At 70.6% G+C, this 15,124-nt stretch carries 12 protein-coding genes and 1 pseudogene; 5 read left to right on the forward strand and 8 right to left on the reverse strand.

Features of this window, described 5'->3' with window-relative positions:
• Window positions 1-16: 16 nt before the first annotated feature.
• The 5 genes from ACFXIV_RS15150 to ACFXIV_RS15170 form a co-directional block, all read right to left on the reverse strand.
• Window positions 17-1,615, reverse strand: a complete 1,599-nt coding sequence (locus ACFXIV_RS15150) for an FAD-binding oxidoreductase (protein WP_379396673.1) — start codon at window positions 1,613-1,615, stop codon at window positions 17-19.
• Window positions 1,616-1,730: 115 nt separating this feature from the next.
• Complete coding sequence (locus tag ACFXIV_RS15155) at window positions 1,731-2,324, reverse strand: TetR/AcrR family transcriptional regulator (RefSeq protein WP_379396675.1); 594 nt, start codon at window positions 2,322-2,324, stop codon at window positions 1,731-1,733.
• 24 nt (window positions 2,325-2,348) lie between these two features.
• Window positions 2,349-2,939: a TetR/AcrR family transcriptional regulator gene (locus tag ACFXIV_RS15160; RefSeq protein ID WP_379396677.1), complete on the reverse strand. Its 591-nt coding sequence runs from the start codon at window positions 2,937-2,939 to the stop codon at window positions 2,349-2,351.
• A gap of 161 nt (window positions 2,940-3,100) precedes the next feature.
• Complete coding sequence (locus ACFXIV_RS15165) at window positions 3,101-4,189, reverse strand: dihydrodipicolinate reductase (protein ID WP_379396679.1); 1,089 nt, start codon at window positions 4,187-4,189, stop codon at window positions 3,101-3,103.
• Entirely contained in the window at window positions 4,186-5,010 is an 825-nt protein-coding gene (locus tag ACFXIV_RS15170) for an SDR family oxidoreductase (protein ID WP_379396681.1), read from the reverse strand. Before ACFXIV_RS15170 ends, ACFXIV_RS15165 begins: the two co-directional genes overlap by 4 nt.
• 95 nt (window positions 5,011-5,105) lie before the next feature.
• Here ACFXIV_RS15170 and ACFXIV_RS15175 point away from each other — a divergent pair, with 95 nt between their 5' ends.
• The 5 genes from ACFXIV_RS15175 (at window position 5,106) to ACFXIV_RS15195 (ending at window position 10,646) form a co-directional block, all read left to right on the forward strand.
• Window positions 5,106-5,687, forward strand: a complete 582-nt coding sequence (locus tag ACFXIV_RS15175) for a TetR/AcrR family transcriptional regulator (RefSeq protein ID WP_379380760.1) — start codon at window positions 5,106-5,108, stop codon at window positions 5,685-5,687.
• Between the two features lie 277 nt (window positions 5,688-5,964).
• Window positions 5,965-7,347 carry an SPFH domain-containing protein gene (locus ACFXIV_RS15180; RefSeq protein ID WP_379396683.1) on the forward strand — a complete coding sequence of 461 codons (1,383 nt, stop codon included), beginning with the start codon at window positions 5,965-5,967 and terminating at the stop codon, window positions 7,345-7,347.
• An 82-nt stretch (window positions 7,348-7,429) separates the two neighbouring features.
• Entirely contained in the window at window positions 7,430-9,229 is a 1,800-nt protein-coding gene (gene fadD11, locus ACFXIV_RS15185; protein ID WP_379396685.1) for a fatty acid--CoA ligase FadD11, read from the forward strand.
• 138 nt (window positions 9,230-9,367) lie between these two features.
• Window positions 9,368-9,979, forward strand: a complete 612-nt coding sequence (locus ACFXIV_RS15190) for a TetR/AcrR family transcriptional regulator (protein WP_379380766.1) — start codon at window positions 9,368-9,370, stop codon at window positions 9,977-9,979.
• A gap of 13 nt (window positions 9,980-9,992) precedes the next feature.
• Window positions 9,993-10,646 carry an enoyl-CoA hydratase-related protein gene (locus tag ACFXIV_RS15195; protein WP_379396687.1) on the forward strand — a complete coding sequence of 218 codons (654 nt, stop codon included), beginning with the start codon at window positions 9,993-9,995 and terminating at the stop codon, window positions 10,644-10,646.
• Window positions 10,647-10,775: 129 nt separating this feature from the next.
• Here ACFXIV_RS15195 and ACFXIV_RS15200 read toward each other — a convergent pair whose 3' ends face one another.
• From ACFXIV_RS15200 to ACFXIV_RS15210, 3 genes and pseudogenes are all read right to left on the reverse strand, one after another.
• A complete protein-coding gene (locus ACFXIV_RS15200; RefSeq protein WP_379396689.1) occupies window positions 10,776-11,684 on the reverse strand; it encodes an alpha/beta fold hydrolase in 909 nt (302 codons plus the stop codon).
• A gap of 127 nt (window positions 11,685-11,811) precedes the next feature.
• Window positions 11,812-12,564 (reverse strand): crotonase/enoyl-CoA hydratase family protein, encoded by a 753-nt coding sequence (locus ACFXIV_RS15205; protein ID WP_379397173.1) that lies wholly within the window; start codon window positions 12,562-12,564, stop codon window positions 11,812-11,814.
• 243 nt (window positions 12,565-12,807) lie between these two features.
• Window positions 12,808-15,072: pseudogene (locus ACFXIV_RS15210) on the reverse strand (SRPBCC family protein); the annotation flags it as partial.
• Window positions 15,073-15,124 lie beyond the last annotated feature (52 nt).

Genomic DNA, 15,124 nt, shown 5'->3' on the forward strand with positions numbered 1-15,124 from the left:
TCGGGCAGGTGGTTGTTCATGACTGCCCCTCGCGGTCGATGAGGACGCCCGGGTTGAGGATCCATGCGGGGTCGAGGGCGTGTTTGGTGGCGCGCAGGGCGGTGGCGAACGGGCCGGGTCGTTCCCGGTCGTACCAGGGCCGGTGGTCGCGGCCGACGGCGTGATGGTGGGTGATGGTGCCGCCGTTGGCGGAAATGGCTTCGGAGACAGCGGTTTTGATCTCGTCCCACTGTTCGGCGGTGCTCCCCCACCGGCCGGCGGCGTACACGCCGAAGTAGGGTGCGGGCCCGTCGGGATAGACGTGGGTGAACCGGCAGGTCAGCACGCCGGTGACACCGGTGGATCGGAACGCGTCGGCGGCCGCGGTCTCGATGGCGGCGCGCAGCTGGTCGAATCGGTCCCAGGTGCAGGCGGTTTCGAAGGTTTCGGTGATCATCGACTGGGCGGCGAGGGCGTCGCGCTGATAGGGCATGCGCAGGAACGACGAGCGCCAGGTGTCGGAGGGGTCGGCCTCGGATGCGGTGGCGGGTGCCTCGTCGCGGGTGCGGCCGCCGAACCCGGCGCAGATCTCGACGGCGCGGCGCAGGGATTCATCGACGGGGTGGTCGGCGGATTCGAATCCGAGGACCAGGACTCCCCCGGCGGCGAGGACTCCGGCGTTGAGGAACGCTTCGGCGGGGTCGAGCAGCCGGCAGTTGGCCGGGTTCAGCCCGGATTGGGCCAGGGTGCGGGTGGCGTCGACGGCGGCCCGGTAGTCGTCGAACAGGACCGAGGCCTTCGCGCGCCAGCGGGGCCGATCCTGCAGCCGCATCCACGCTTCGGTGATGACACCGAGGGTGCCCTCCGAGCCGAGGAACAGCCGGTCGGGGGCGGGTCCGGCACCGGAGGCGGGTAGCCGCCGCGATTCACCGACCCCGACGGGGGTGACGACGCGCATCGATTCGAGCAGGTCGTCGATGTGGGTGTAGAGGGTGGCGTAGTGTCCGCCGGCGCGGGTGGCGAGCCAGCCGCCGAGGGTGGAGAACTCGAACGATTGCGGGAAGTGCCGCAGGGTCAGGTCGTGGGGTCGCAGCGCGGATTCCAGTGCGGGCCCGAGGATTCCGGCCTGGATGCGGGCCGCGCGGCTGGTGCGGTCGATCTCGAGGACCTGGTCGAGCGCGGTGAGATCGAGGGCGACGCTGCCGGGATAGTCGTGGCAGTCGCGGGGTTCGACGCCGCCCACGACCGAGGTGCCGCCGCCGAACGGGATGACCGCGAGTCCCGCGCCGGCGCACCAGTCGAGGACGTCGACCACGTCCTGCTCGGTGCGCGGCCGCACGACCAGGTCGGGGACATCGCCGATGCGGCCGAGCAGGTTGCGCACGATGTCGCGGAAGGCCTGGCCGTGGCCGTGCAGCACGCGGTCGGCGGTGTCGTAGGAGGCGATCCCGGCCAGGGCCTGCGGGGCGCGGGTGCGAGGTTGCGGGATCGGGAGTGCGGTCAGCTCGGGTGGCTGGTGGATGGTGAGGTCGGCGTCGGGCAGCAGGGCCGCGATCCGCTGGGTGAGTGCGGTGCGTTCGGCGCCGGTAACGGCGTCCTCGACGGTGCCCCATCCCCACCACGATCTGGTTGCCATGGTCGTATCCTCCACTCGCCACATTAATGACCGATGGGTAAATTACTACATGGTCAATAACGGTGGCGGCAAGAGGCAACATCGCGGACACCGCTGCGCGGACACCGGTTTCGGGTCAGGCGAACGCGGCGATGAGCCGGCGGGTCCGGGCCGCCATCTCCGGCCCCGGCACCTGCGGATGCCGCTGCCACCAGTGGATCAATGCGGTCACCGCACCGATCCACACCTCGGTGAACGCCGCCAGATCCACCGGATCGGTGATCGCACGCGCGGCCATGAACGCCGACATCCCGCGCGCGGCCTGCTCCTCGATCCGCGTGCGCGCCGCGTTCGCGGCCTCGGCAGCCGGGCCGTCGGCGGGATGGCTGCGATCCAGCAGCACATTCCAGTCGTGCGGGCGGTGCTCGAGCGCGCCGAAGATCGCCCGCAGGGTCTGCTCGGCCATGGTCAGATCCGCGGTCCCCGACAGCACCGGCTCGACCGCCTCGGTGACGGCCCGGGCGGCCCGGTCCACACACGCGGCATAGAGCCCGTCCCTGGTGTCGAAACAGGTGTGCACCAACGTCTTCGACACCCCCGCCTGCTTGGCGACGGCCGCCATCGACAGACCCGCGTAGCCGACCCGCGCGATCTGCGCGGCGGCGGCGTCGAGGATCTGCTCCTCGCGTTGGGCGCGCGGCACATTCCTGCTGCCCGCGGTGCGTGCCATCTCAGCCCTTCCCGGATGCGGCGGTCACGACAGTGCCGTGATCAGGCGGCGGCTGCGCGCGATCATCGCCGCGGCGGATTGTTCGGGATGGCGGATCCACCACGACACCAGCGCGGTGACCGAACCCATCCAGATATCGGTGACCACCGACAGATCCTGCGGATCGCCGACCCCGCGCGCCCGCATCACCGCGCTCGCCCCGTGCGCGGCCTGCGCGGCGATCCGCCGGCGCGCCGCCCGGGCGGCGTCCGCGGCCGGACCGTCGGCGGGATGACTGCGATCGAAGAGCACATTCCAGTAGTACGGGCGATGCTCGAGGACCCCGAAGATCGCCGCGAGGGTGTTCGCCGCCATCTCCAGCTCGGCCGGACCGGCGATGACGGTGTCGATCGCGTCACCGATCGCCGCGGCGGCCCGCTCCACGCACGCCGCGTACAACTGGTCCTTCGTGCCGAAGTAGGTGTACACCAACGGTTTCGACACCCCGGCCCGGGCGGCGATCTCACCGGGATTCAACCCGGCATACCCGACCGCGGCGATACGTTCGGCGGCGATCTCCAGGATCTGGTTCTCCCGCTCGGCGCGCGGCACACCCTTGGTTCCCGCCGTCCCCATTCCACCGTCCTCGGTCACACACCCTGTCACCAGAAACTTACCGAACCGGAGACCACGCCCGGCCCACCCGCAGCCGCGCCGCCCGGGCGGTGATCCAGCGCGACCGGACACGAGAGGGCCCCTCCGGACAGGTGCCGGAGGAGCTCACACACTCCGTCTCGTCAGCGGATGGTGCCGACGCCCGGGATCAGTGGCAGATCCAGCGGGGTGACCCAGCCCGGCGGCAGGGCGTTGACCGCGGGCACGGCGTTGAGGGCGCGCATGCCGGTGGCCAGGCACCCGGCGACGGCGGGGGTGCGGCCGGAACCGTCGGTGAAACGGAACGAGGTCTCCTGCGAGATCGACGGGCTGCCGAGAATGTCGACCCGGTAGACGTCGTCCTTGGTGCCCGCGGGCCAGTCGGGGGCGGCGTCGAGGCCGATGCGGTTGACGTGTTCGAGGGTGATGACCTCGCGGCCGCGATACACGCCGTTGATGGTGAAGCGGATCGCGGCGACCGTGCCGGCCTTGATGATGCCCTTGGCCGAGGGCCGGTCCTCGGGCGTCACCCACTTGTCCCAGGTGGTGGTGATGGCCTCGAGTTCGATCCCGGCGGCGGTGGCGATCATGGGAACCGTTGCACCCCAGGCCATCACGAGCATGTCGGGGTGTTCGAGCAGGGCCGTGAACTCGGGCGGGTGGCCGATGCCCATCTCGAATTCGTAGTCGCCCTCGTAGTCGGTGTAGTCGAGCAGTTCGGAGGCGCGCACGGATTCGACCTCACCGCACAGCCCCATCAGGGTCATGGGGAACAGGTCGTTGGCGAAGCCCGGGTCGATGCCGGTGGTGAAGCACGACGCCCCGCCGGCCGCGCACGCCTCGGTGATCGGGTCACGCCAGAACGCGGGCAGCTTGTCCATGTGCGGCCACACCCACGGGGTCATCGCGGTCGAGCACACGTCGATGCCCGCACGCAGGAACGACCCGATGACGCGCATGTTCTCCTCGGCGAACGCCGCCGTGGGCCCGTAGTGCACAACCGCGTCCGGGCGCAGCGCGATCAGCTCCTCGACCGAATCGGTCGCGAGCACACCGGTTTTCGCGGCCCCGCACAGGTCCCCCGCGTCCTTGCCGACCTTGTCGGGATTGCTGACGCCGACCCCGACCAGCTCGAAGCGCGGGTGGCGCAGGATCTCGGCCAGCACCATGGACCCGACCACGCCGGTACCCCACAGCACGATGCGCTTGCTCACGGTTGCTCCTGTACTCATCGGTGGAACTCGCCGCAGTCGACGGTGAGCATCTGGCCGGTGACGGCGGTGGCGAGATCACTGGCCAGGAACAGGGCCGCGCGCGCGACCTCCTCGGGTCCGGCGAGGCGGCCCAGATCGGTGGGTGCGGCCTTCTGCCGGTAGATGTCGTCGTGGGTGACCCCGGCCTGGCTGGCCAGCCAATCGAAGTAGGCCTTGTTGATGTCCTCGTACACATACGACGGTGCAACGGAATTGACACGGATGCCGCGCGGCCCGAGCTCGGTGGCCAGCGACGAAGCCAGGTGCGCGAGTGCGCCTTTGGACAGTTTGTAGCCCGAGTACTCAGGTTGCGAGCTGTAGGACACGCACGAGTTGAGCATGATGACCGACCCGCGCGAGCGTTCCAGCGCGTCGGCGAACAACGCCGACAGTCGCAGCGGCGCGAACACATTCGTTTCGTTGGCGTGGCGCAGCGCCTCCACCTCGATCTGGGTGATCGGGTACATGGGCGGGATGGCGAAGGCGTTGTTGATCAGGCAGTCGACCCGGCCCATCTCGGCCAGCGTGGTCTCGACGAGCGCGGCGCGCTGGGATTCGTCGGTGATGTCGGTCTTGGCGACCACCGCGGCGCGGCCCAGGGCGCGGACCTCGTCGGCGTATTCGTGCAGGCGTTTCTCGGTGCGTCCGGCCAGCACCAGATCCGCGCCCATGCGGGCGGCTTCGATGGTGAGCGAATGGCCCAGGCCCGGTCCGACACCGGAGACCACGATGACCTTGCCGGCCAGCAGCGGCACCGGCTGGTAGGTGTCGGCGGGGGTGACCTGCGGGGCAGCTGACACGACTCCTCCTCGAGTCCTCAGCGGTTACAGAATGTAACGACTTTGATGTGACAGACTGTATCGACTCCTGCCCGCAGCGACAAGGACGGATTTCCGTGACCACCCGCCATCGACTGGGCCCGCACCGCGACCCCGCGGTGGACGCCGCGGTCCTCGACGCCACCCGCGCCCTCGTCGTCGAACAGGGCTACGGCGCCACCTCCATCGACGCCATCGCCGCCCGCGCCGGTGTCAGCCGCCCCGCCATCTACCGGCGCTGGCCCTCCAAGGCCCACCTCATCGCCCAAGCCGTGTTCCCCGACGTCGGCTCCGCGGTCGTCGCCCCCGATCTGCTCGCCGAGATCCGCAAGGTCATCCGCGGCACCATCCAGCTGTTCGGATCGGCCGAAACCCGCGCCGCCATGCCGGGACTCATGGCCGAGATGCGCCAGGACTCGGGCCTGTACGAGAAACTGTCCGCCCGCCTGGACACCCCCACCCGCGACGAACTCGCCGACTACCTGCCCGGCGACGCCGAACGCCCGGGCCTGGACCCGAACACCGTGCTCGACACCATCGCCGGAGCCGCCCTGTTCGCCATGTGCATCCGCGACATCGACGACCTGGACGGATTCGCTACCTCCCTCGAGGACCTGCTGCTCTACGGCATCCTGGGCACCCGCCCCGACACCGAATGACCAAGTGCGGCCACACATCTCGGCGAGACTGTCCGCCGCCACCTCGTCGAGCGCCGAGGCGGGCACACCGCCCGCCGAAATGGCGTCGGTCGTCGAATAGAACTTACGCACAACAGTTTTCGGATCAGCAGCCATGGTCCGACCATGGCCCTCCCCATCGCCGCAGCACCGGAACTCTCCCGCCCCCGCACCGCCGACCCGCCAATCCTTCCCGGATGCCGTCCGCCGGAGCGAATTTCGGTGGGCGGAAAGGTCTTTCGGCGGTAGCGTGCCCGCCATGGCGGCGAAGAGCAACAGCTATCTGGATCAGGTCGTGGCACAGCAGGCCGAGTTGGAGGAGGATCTGCAACCAGCGTTCATGCGGCGGAAGCACAGCGCCACCCCGCCGGCGCCGAGCGCGCCGAGCCCATCCGGTGCGCTGGCCAAACGCGCGGGACGGGTCGGCGCCACCCGCGAGCACACCCCGCAGGGCCCGGTGGAGGTGCGAGTCACCGGATTCTGGCGCTGGCAAACGGTTCTCGTGCCGCCCAACGCGTTCGTCGTGCACACCCGCCGTGGCGCGGCCGAGCCGCTGCACATCGGGCTGGGTGTCTCGTTCCGGTTCAACCCGGCCACCGACTCGTATCTGGTGGTGCCGGGCGCGATCCAGACGATCCTCATCAACGCCTACTGCATCTGCCGCGAACTCCAGGGCGTCCTCGTGCAGGGCTACGTGCAGTGGATCATCGACGATTTCGCCACCGCCTACCGCAAACTCGACTTCTCCGACCCGCAGGACCCGATGCGGCTGGTCAATGTGCAGCTGCGCGAGCAGGCCGAGGCCGCGATCAAGGACAAGGTGTCCACCATGGCGGTGCGCGACGTACTCTCCGACAAGCAGCCCATCATCGAGGAACTCACCGCCCGGCTGCGCACCGTCGCCGAAGGCGCGGGCGAGGCCGGGGCGCGCGGCGGCCACGGGCTCGGCCTGTCCATCGTGACCGTGCAGATCAAGGAGGCGGTCGTCTCCTCCAACACGCTGTGGGAGAACCTGCAGAAGCCCTACCGCAGCGAACAGAACCGGGTCGCGCGCCTGGCCGAACTCGATGCCCAGGAAGCGGTTTCGGCCCGCGAGGCCGCCGCCGGCCGCGCCGGGGAGGAACGCCGCATCGAGAACGAGCGCGAACTGGCCGAACTGCGCGCCCGCAACGACGCCGCCCGCTTCGACCGCGAATCTGCCGAACGGCTGCGCCGCACCGCCCGCGAGCACGACGTCGACCGCGAGGTCGCCGACCTGGCCCAGCAGACCGCCCTGCACGCGCTGCGCCTGGAACGCGACAAGCACGCCGAACAACTCGAGAACGTTCGGCTGCAGCAGGAGCTGTCCCGCCTGCAACTCGAGGCGGAACTGGCACTGGCACAGGCCAGGACACGCGCCGCGCACGAGGCGGCGCTGCTCGACCTCGACCGCGAACGCGCCGGCATCGACAACGCCAACGCCCGCACCGACACCACCGTGCACGCACAACTGATCGAGACCCTGCCCGCCATCGTCGCGGGCCTGCCCGCTCCCGCCGAGCTGAAATCGGTGCAGATCGGCGGCGACACCACCGGATTGGCGGGCGTGGTCGCGCAGGTCGGCGAGATCGTGGCCGCCCTGCGGCCCGCCCGGGACTCCTGACCTGCCGCATTCGGGCCCGCGACACCGACTCCGCCCCTTACCGTCTGAGAAGGCTTCGATGGTGAGTGGAACGAGAATTGTGATGAGCGAACCGAATACGTCCCCCGCCGCATTCCAGGCGACCGCCGCGATCGACCCCGGCGCGGTCGCGGTCCGCGATATCGGCGGCACCCACGCCCTGACCTGGGCCGACTACGTCACCCAGGTGCGTGAGGTCGCCGCCGGGCTGGCCGCGCTGGGGGTGGGGCGCGGGGACACGGTGGCGTTCATGATGGCCAACCGCGTCGAGTTCTACCCCCTCGAGGTCGGCGCCCAGCACACCGGCGCCACCTCGTTCTCGGTGTACAACACGCTCTCGGCCGAACAGCTGCACTACGTGTTCAGCAACGCCGGCAACCGGATCGTGCTGTGCGAGGCCCAGTACGTCGACCGCATCCGCGCCTGCGGGGTGCCCATGCAGACCATCGTGTGCGTCGATGAGCCCGCCCCCGGCACGCTGACGGTCGCGCAGCTCAAACAGTTGGGGCGCACCGATTTCGACTTCGACGCCACCTGGCAGGCGATCCGGCCCGACGACATCGTCACCCTCTGCTACACCTCCGGCACCACCGGCAACCCCAAGGGCGTGGAGATCTCCCACGCCAACCTCGCCTTCGAATGCCGCGCCTATGCCTCGGTCATGCCCGTCGAGTTCGGCGACCGCATCACCTCGTTCCTGCCGACCGCGCACATGGCCGACCGGGTCACCAACCTGTACCTGCACGAATACTTCGGCACCCAGATCACCGCCGTCCCCGACCGCACCCAGCTGCCCGCCGCCCTGGCCGACGTGCACCCCACCATCTGGGGCGCGGTCCCGCGCGTGTGGGAGAAACTCAAAGCGGCCGTGGAATATTCGGTCACCGCCGAAACCGACCCCACCCGCCGCGCCGCCCTCGTCTGGGGGCTCGACGTCGCCGCCCGCAAGGCCGCCACCCAGCTGGCCGGGCAGCCGATCGACACCGACCTGGCCGCCGAATGGGACAAGGCCGACGCCGCGGTGCTGCGGCCGCTGCGCGCCAAACTCGGCCTGGACCAACTGAAATGGGCACTGTCGGGGGCCGCGCCCATCCCGCCGGAAACCCTCGGATTCTTCTTCGGCCTGGGCATCCCCATCTCCGAGGTGTGGGGCATGTCCGAACTGACCTGCATCGCAAGCGTCTCCCCGCCCGCCGAAGCCCGCCTGGGCACGGTCGGGCGGCTGCTGCCCGGACTGGAATCCAAGATCGCCGACGACGGCGAGTTCCTGGTCCGCGGGCCCCTGGTCATGCGCGAATACCGGCACGAACCCCAGAAGACCGCCGACGCCCTCGACCCGGACGGCTGGCTGGCCACCGGCGACATCATCACCTGCGACGCCGACGGCTACCTGCGCGTGGTCGACCGCAAGAAGGAACTCATCATCAACTCCGCCGGAAAGAACATGTCTCCGGCCAACATCGAGAACACCGTCAAGGCCGCCACCCCGCTCATCGGCGCCCTGGCCACCATCGGCGACAACCGCGCCTACAACACCGCCCTCATCGTCCTCGACGCCGAATCCGCCGCGCCCTACGCCGCCCAGCACCGGCTACCCGACGCCTCCGCGGCCGTCCTCGCCACCGACCCCGGCGTCATCGCCGAGATCGCGCGCGGCGTCGCCGCCGGCAACGCCAAACTCTCACGCGTCGAACAGATCAAACGCTTCACCATCCTGCCCACCTTCTGGGAACCCGGCGGCGACGAGATCACCCTCACCATGAAACTGCGCCGCACACCCATCGCCCGCAAATACGCCGCCGACATCGACCGCATGTACACACCCGCCCTCACCGACGGCGTCCACGAACCCACCACACCCTGACCCACATCGGGCATCCGATCCAGCCGTCTCCGCACCCCGTCGCGGAGACGGCCGGATCGTGTTCGCGCCGGGCTCGATTCGTGACCGGGGGAACTGACCCCTTCATAACAGAGCACTTGCTCTGTTATGGTCGGTGCCATGCCCCGCCCCCGCACCCACGACCCCGACCTCGTGCTCGACGCCGCCGAGGCCCTGGCCGTGCGATCCGGGCCCGCCGCGGTCACCATCCGCGCGGTCGCCGCCGCCACCGGCGTCTCCAACGGAGCGCTGTACCACACCTTCGGGTCACGGGCGGAACTGGTGGGGCGCACCTGGATCCGGGCCGCCCACCGGTTTCTCGCACTCCAGGCCGCCATGGTCGCCGAGGCCGGCGACGGCGTGGCAGCGGTCATCGCCGCCGCCGAGGCGCCCGCGGAATTCGCCGCCCGCCACCCCATGTCGACCCGGCTGTTCTTCACCGTCCGCCGCGACGACCTGCTCGGCGACGACCTGCCCGAACCCGTCCGCGCCGAACTCGCCGCCACCCAGGCCACCCTCGTCGAGCTGATGAAAACCCTCGCCCGCCGACTCTGGGACCGCGCCGACGCCGCCGCCGTCGACACCCTCACCCTGTGCCTGGTCGACCTGCCGACAGCGATCCTGCTCGACCGTGACCGCCTCGCCAATCCCCTTGCCCGCGGGCAACTCCGGGCCGCCGTCCGCGCGGTCCTCGACCTCGGGCCCGCACCCGCGCGACCGAAAACCTCCTGAGGAAGGACACCCCATGCCCACACTCACCTACCACGACAAGATCGCCGTCCTGGACCTCGGCGGCGACGAGAATCGCTTCTCACCCGAATTCCTCGACCAGATCGGTGCGCACCTCGACACCGCCGTCGCCGACGGCGCGCACGCCCTGCTCACCACCGCCTCCGGCAAGTTCTACTCCAACGGCCTGGACCTGGACTGGCTCTCGGCCAACGGTGAACGCGCCGAATGGTATGTGGCGCAGGTGCAGTCGCTGCTGGCCCGCGTGCTCACCTTCGAGCTGCCCACCGCCGCCGCCCTGCCCGGGCACGCCTTCGGCGCCGGCGCCATGCTCGCCCTCGCCCACGACTTCCGGGTCATGCGCGCCGACCGCGGCTACTTCTGCTTCCCCGAAGCCGACATCCGCATCCCCTTCAGCCGCGGCATGGCCGCGCTCATCCAAGCCAAACTCACCCCCAAGACCGCGGTCGCGTCCATGACCACCGGACGCCGCTTCGGCGGCCCCGACGCCCTCGCCTGCGACCTCGTCGACGCCACCACCGACCTCGACACCCTCACCGACACCGCGCTCGGGATGCTCGCCCCGCTCGGGGCCAAGGACCCGGCCACCCTCGGCGCCATCAAGGCCACCATGTTCGCCGACGCCGTCGCCGCCCTGAACAACGCCTGACCCGGCTCACCGGATGCGACCGGCCACCACCACCGCAGGCCGCATCCGGTTGTCGCACGACGAGCACTCCATTCCGATGGGCGACGTGCCCACGGGGACACAGGATCCGGCCCCACGGCGGCCACTGGCCTATCCGGTGTGCGCGCCGGCTGCCCGTAGATGCGGCAACAGCAACTCCGCGACCGCATCCGGGCGTTCGGCCTGCAGGAAATGCCCACAGCCGGGTAATTGCGCATGCTGGACCTGTGCGTGCTCTGCCAGTACCCGCTGCAGATCCGGCGACATGCAGCCATCGCGCAGCCCGGCCAGCGCGAGCGTCGGCAGCGGAGCGGCCTCGGCCATCAGGATGTCGCTGAACTCGCGAGTCGCCCTGCGCTGCACCGTGAACAGCGACCGGTAATACCGCGTCGCCGCCCACGCCATCACCGGATCGGTGAAAACGGCTGCCACCGGCGCGAACTCGTCGTCGGTGAACGCCCACCCCGGCGACCATCGCCGCCACAGCGCTTGCACGAACCCTGCACCCCGGCGGGTCAGTAACCGCGGCGACAGCCCCGACTGCATGACCGGAATGTACGACGACAACACCAGCTGCCGCGGCAGATACCGCCACATGCCCGGCGCCACCCCGCCCCCGAACGGCGGAATCGCCAGCAGCGTCAACGACTCCCACCGCCGCGGATCCTGCTTGGCCAGAATCATCGCCACGAACGCACCCCAGTCGTGCCCCACCAGATGCGCGCGCGGCTCACCCAGCTCCGCATGCCAGGCCGCCACATCCGCACTCACCGCCATCAGGTCATAGCGCGCCGCCCGCGACGCCGACCCCGGCGTATACCCGCGCAACCACGGCGCCAGCACCCGATACCCGGCCTCGACCAGCAGCGGGATCAACCCGTCCCACGTGTGCGGCGTATCCGGAAACCCGTGCAGCAGGATCACCAGCGGCGCGTCGTCCGGACCGAAATGACGAGCGGACAGTTCCAGGCCGTCACGGCGCAATGTCAGCGTGCGCGCAACAGGATGATCGAACGGCATGCACACACCCTCTCACTAATGTCGATCGTCGAATTCCTCGACACCTGAACATATTCGGCCCCACGGCACGAAGGCTCGACCCGGTGGCGGGTGCGCCGGCGGCCACCAGCCGAACCCGCCACCGCGGTCAGCGGCCCTGCCAGACCGGCGGACGCTTCTCCACGAACGCGCGCATACCCTCCCCGGCGTCCTGCGACGACAGGGCGGCCGCGGCGACCTGACCCTGCTTGCCGAACGCCTCGGCCACCGACCAGTCCGGGGCCTGCTCGATGATCTGCTTGCTCGCATCGATACTCAGCGGAGCGTTCACCGCGATCCGCTCGGCCAGCGCCAGCGCCGCCTCGAGCGCCTTGCCCGGCGCGGCGACCTCGTTGATCAAACCGAGCTCGGCGGCCCGGGCCGCGGTGATCGGGTCACCGGTCAGCGCCAGCTCCATGGCGATCGCCCGGGGTAGGCGCTGGGACAGGCGCAGCACGCCACCCCCGACGGCGACCAGGCCGCGTTTGACCTCCGGGATGCCGAACGTCGAATCGCTCGCCGCGACAATGAGATCGGCGGCCAGCGCCAGTTCGCAGCCGCCGGCCAGCGCGGGACCCTCCACGGCCGCGATGAGAGGTTTGCGCGGGGGCTGGGAGACGATGCCGAGGATGCCGCGCTTCTCGGTGACCGGCACCTCGCCACGAGCGGCCGCCTTGAGATCCATACCGGCACTGAAATATCCGCCCGCGCCGGTGAGAATCGCGATGCGCGCATTCGAGTCGCCCTCGTAGGCGTCGATCGCGCGTTCCAATCCCAGCGCGGTGGCCAGGTTGATCGCATTGCGCACCTGAGGCCGGTTGATGGTGATGATCATGACGTGGCCGCGACGCTCGATGAGCACCGGCGCGGGCGGCGGAGGCGGCAGCGCGACCCGGGGCAGACCCGCCGTGCTCAACCCATGACCAGGCGTCGCCGCCACCGTCGTATCCGGAGCCGTGTCGGTGGATACACCGGTATCGGTGGCGATCGCCTCGGATTCCACCGCGCCGGACTCGGAGGTCACCGGACCGGTATCGGATTCCCCTGTGCTGGACTCGGATTCGGTGACCTGCGCGGGCCTCGGGGCGATCACGTCCCCGTCCACGGTCACCGGCAGGCCCAGCCAGTCGTCCTCGGTGAGGGCGGTCAGCAGGGCGGAATCGGTGGAGCGCACCAGGACCCGCTCACCCTGCGGGGTCAGCACGCTCACGATCGCGGCCTCGGGACGGCCGTCGCGGCCGTAGGGCAGCGTGTAGGCCTCCACCACGGCCTCGCCGGTGTAGCCGGTGCGGGCCGGGCGGGCCGGGGGATGCTCGATGACCGGGGTCAGATGCCGATAGCTCTGCCGCGGCGGGGTCGCCGAGTACACCCCGAGAGCGTGCTTGGTCAGATACCAGCCCAGAGACGTTGCCAGACCGAAGGATTCCGGCTCGGCGCGCAACCGCTGCACCAGCGTCGCCACCGCGTGACCGCCGTAGTTGTTGCCCGGCCCGCCACCGAAGGTCAGGCCCCCGGTCACCGACAGCGGCCGCTTCGGATCCTCCACCGGCAGTCCCAGCTCACGGGCCGCGATCTGCACCGCCACCGGGAAACACGCATACAGATCGACATGGGCCAGCGCATCGGCGGTGATGCCGGCATGGTCGAGCACCGCCGCACCCAGCGTGCGGATCGCGGGAGACGCCGCCAAATCGCTGCGCTCACTGACGAACCACTCGTCGGTGCCCGAGGCGCCCGCGTGCAGGAACACCCACCTGTCCTGCGGGATACCCGCCGCCTCGGCGGCCGCCGCGCTGGCCACGATGATGCCCGAAGCCATGTCCACCGTCAGGTTCGCGCACTCGAGTTTGGTGTAGGGCGCCGAGATCATGCGATTGGCCTCGGTCACCGTCGCGATCTCGGGGGCCGGGAACTCCTGCGGCTGCCAGGCATTCGGATTGGCCGCCGCCACCGTCGAGAACCGCGACCACAATTCGGCCACCGCCGCCGCATGCTCGGCCGGAGTACGGCCCAGCCGCCCCCGATTGGCCGACTCCAGCAGCGCGTACATATTGATCGGCGCCTGCAGCCCGGCCGCCGACTCGGCCGCATTGTTGGCCGCCTTGTCGATCCCCACCGTGCGCGTCGGCGCCACCGCCGGATCCTGCACCGGCCAATCCAATTCGATCCCCGCGCGCTGCGCCGCCGCCTGCGTGGCCCCGGCCTCGGCACCGGTCACCAGCACCAGGTCGTAATCGCCGGCCGCGATCGCCGCGGCCGCCTCGTTGAGCACCAGCTGCCCGCCGTCACCCCCGAACGGGCTCGACTGCACCGTCTCCGCGGCGCCCGCGCCCACCGCGCGCGCCACCAGCGCACCCAGATCCCGGTACTGCCACGACGTCGGCGACACCGCGAACACCGCATTCGCCTGCGCCAGCAGCGCTTCCCCCGCCCCGGCATCGGCGGCCGCCGCGCGCAACGCCCGCACCGCCAGCTGCGCGGGATCACCGTAGGACCGGTCGGGGGTGCGCTGCACCACCTGCCCGACGCCCACCAGCACCGGCGTGCCCGGCGCCAGCAGCGTCCCGGATGCCCGGTGCCGCACCGCCTTGTGCGCCGCCCGCTCCGTCGAGCTCGACTTGGCCGCCGCCACGGCCGCGGGCAGCGCCGCCAGGGAATCGCGCAGCGCGTCACCGAGGGCCCGCGCCACCGTCGCGCCCAGCGGCCCGTCGACCGGCTGCCCCGACAGACCCGCGTCGAGGTACACACTCGACCCGGATTCGTTGGGCGCCACCGTGATCCACAACCCCAGACCCAGCCCCTGCGGCCCGCGCCCGCGCATCGCCAGCCCGCTGTCGCCGACCTCGGTCACCGTCCACGCCACATCCGCCGGGATCCCCATGAACCTGGCCACCTGCGTGTACTCTACGCCCACCGCGGCCGCCCCCGGCGCCTCCCCGCGCCAGCCCGCATGGAACACCACCCACTCCGGAAGCCGTTGCAGCTGTGCCAGATACGCCAGCGTCGCGGCCGGACCGGTCTCGAGATCGTGATGGGCGTGCGCGGTGCGCGGGTAGTCCGCCAGCCCCGCCGGCACCGCGTGCTCGGCCGGGACCGCCGCCGCGCCGGTACCGCCGTGACCGGTCAACTCGGCGATCAGCTCCCGCACGATGCGCGGATCGCGGCGCACGCTGTCGACCAGCTGCCCACCCGCCCGCAACTGTTTGCGCACCGACGCACTCCGATCGAGCCCCTGCCCGACCACCGCACGCAAACGCTCGAAACCCGGCACCGCACTCACGGCCCACCTCCTCACTGAGGGTCCACACCATCCGGCCCTCACGGTATCGGCCGCCCACCGGCCGCGGGAAGGGCGACGGCGACTTCGCACCCCCGCCAACCGGATTCGCCACCACCCCTTCCGCTGCCCTGTGCGTAAGCGT

It is taken from the genome of Nocardia sp. NPDC059236, from assembly GCF_042754085.1.
In the GTDB taxonomy this organism is placed as follows: Bacteria; Actinomycetota; Actinomycetes; order Mycobacteriales; family Mycobacteriaceae; genus Nocardia.

Excerpts from the sequence above, each read along its gene's own strand:
- ACFXIV_RS15150 (WP_379396673.1), bottom strand. The coding sequence starts at position 1,615 with ATGGCAACCAGATCGTGGTGGGGATGGGGCACCGTCGAGGACGCCGTT.
- ACFXIV_RS15155 (WP_379396675.1), bottom strand. The coding sequence starts at position 2,324 with ATGGCACGCACCGCGGGCAGCAGGAATGTGCCGCGCGCCCAACGCGAG.
- ACFXIV_RS15160 (WP_379396677.1), bottom strand. The coding sequence starts at position 2,939 with ATGGGGACGGCGGGAACCAAGGGTGTGCCGCGCGCCGAGCGGGAGAAC.
- ACFXIV_RS15165 (WP_379396679.1), bottom strand. The coding sequence starts at position 4,189 with ATGAGTACAGGAGCAACCGTGAGCAAGCGCATCGTGCTGTGGGGTACC.
- ACFXIV_RS15180 (WP_379396683.1), top strand. The coding sequence starts at position 5,965 with ATGGCGGCGAAGAGCAACAGCTATCTGGATCAGGTCGTGGCACAGCAG.
- fadD11 (WP_379396685.1), top strand. The coding sequence starts at position 7,430 with ATGAGCGAACCGAATACGTCCCCCGCCGCATTCCAGGCGACCGCCGCG.
- ACFXIV_RS15190 (WP_379380766.1), top strand. The coding sequence starts at position 9,368 with ATGCCCCGCCCCCGCACCCACGACCCCGACCTCGTGCTCGACGCCGCC.
- ACFXIV_RS15195 (WP_379396687.1), top strand. The coding sequence starts at position 9,993 with ATGCCCACACTCACCTACCACGACAAGATCGCCGTCCTGGACCTCGGC.
- ACFXIV_RS15200 (WP_379396689.1), bottom strand. The coding sequence starts at position 11,684 with ATGCCGTTCGATCATCCTGTTGCGCGCACGCTGACATTGCGCCGTGAC.